The organism is Mycobacterium sp. UM_Kg1 (assembly GCF_000972925.1).
Taxonomy (GTDB): domain Bacteria; phylum Actinomycetota; class Actinomycetes; order Mycobacteriales; family Mycobacteriaceae; genus Mycobacterium; species Mycobacterium hiberniae.
On record NZ_JRMK01000336.1, the window covers coordinates 1 to 648 of the forward strand.

Sequence of the window (648 nt, forward strand, 5' to 3'; positions counted from 1 at the left end):
CCACCGCCGTCATCGGGAAAACAGACTGTGTGGCACCGGAAGTCGTCAAGGGAGAACTGGGTGCCTGCGAGGGTCCCGGCCCGGCCGCACTGGCTGGAATCGAGCCCGGTGACGTGGTGGTCAAGGTCGGGGACACGCCGGTGTCGACGTTCGAGGAGATGGCTGCGGCAGTACGCAAGCAGCACGGCCGGACCCCGTTCGTCATCGAGCGCAACGGCGCCGAGCTGACCAAGTACGTCGACGTGGCGCCGACCCAGCGCTGGATCGCCGACGGCCCCGATCGTGAGGCCGTGCCCAGCACCGTCGGCGCGATCGGCGTCGGGGCCGCCCAGTTCGGGCCCACGCAGTACAACCCGCTCACCGCGGTCCCGGCGACGTTCACCTTCAGCGGCGACCTGGCGGTGCTGCTGGGCAAGTCGCTGGCCAACATCCCCTCCAAGGTCGGCGCGCTGGTGAACGCCATCGGTCACCCGAGCGGGCCGCGTGACCCCGAAACCCCGATCAGTGTGGTGGGAGCGTCGATCATCGGCGGCGACACCGTCGATCACGGGCTGTGGGTGGCGTTCTGGTTCTTCCTGGCCCAGCTGAACTTCATCCTGGGCGTGCTGAACCTGGTGCCGCTGCTGCCGTTCGACGGCGGGCACATCG

The 648-nt window shown here is 69.1% G+C and carries 1 protein-coding gene; it reads left to right on the forward strand.

Features of this window, described 5'->3' with window-relative positions; genetic code table 11:
• Positions 1-648 (forward strand): M50 family metallopeptidase (locus LI92_RS21425; RefSeq protein WP_046322604.1); only part of this gene is annotated, 648 nt, incomplete at both ends.